The sequence below is a fragment of the Priestia endophytica genome (assembly GCF_026790145.1).
GTDB lineage: Bacteria > Bacillota > Bacilli > Bacillales > Bacillaceae_H > Bacillus_I > Bacillus_I endophytica_A.
Genome location: NZ_JALAMS010000088.1, coordinates 1 through 661, shown reverse-complemented (window position 1 = coordinate 661; position 661 = coordinate 1). Strand labels below are relative to the sequence as shown.

1 protein-coding gene is annotated in these 661 nt (G+C 34.2%); it reads right to left on the bottom strand.

Annotated elements, in window-relative coordinates; genetic code table 11:
* Positions 1–89: 89 nt before the first annotated feature.
* A partial coding sequence (locus MOC86_RS27280; protein WP_268587014.1) for a hypothetical protein occupies positions 90–661 on the bottom strand: 572 nt, incomplete at its 5' end.

Here is a 661-nt window from a genome sequence, read left to right as displayed (position 1 = left end):
GATAAAAACATATATAACAACTCCTAAAAAATAGAGGTTAACTATGAATAGTTAACCTCTATAAATATAGTTAGTTTACTCATTAATTCTTAAAAAACCTCTTCAAACTCTGCCCAACCTCCAGCAGTACCAGAGCTCTTGTCAATATAAGAATACAAATTCAACGAGCGACTTAGAAAGTCCATATCTATAAAACCAAATGCACTTGCTACGACTTCAAAAGGCTGGTTACCTACAGCTCTATCTCCCTGGGTAAATGAACTAGACACTCCATCCCTAATTTCAAGAAAAGGATTAATATTGCTGTGTCCTCCTGTGGCATTATCTGCTTGGATTTCACCATCCTTTACTGTAGCAAATACAGTTACATGTACTTTTGACGTATTAAGTTCATGATCTCCAATTATATAGCCTAAATCTCTTTCATATCTATAATAATAGGAGCCATCAGGTAGTTCAGAGGCAGCTCTTACATTTTTGATTTCTTTTCCCTTTTTATCTAACCATTTAGAAGTCGCTTTTACATATACTCCACTATCTCCAACTGGTACTACTTCATTTTGTGGAAGGCTTTTATCTACCCATTTATCTAATGCTTCTCGGGTAGTTTTTCCATCTAATATCGCTTTTAAGAACTTATTTTTTTGTCCTTCATTTAGTT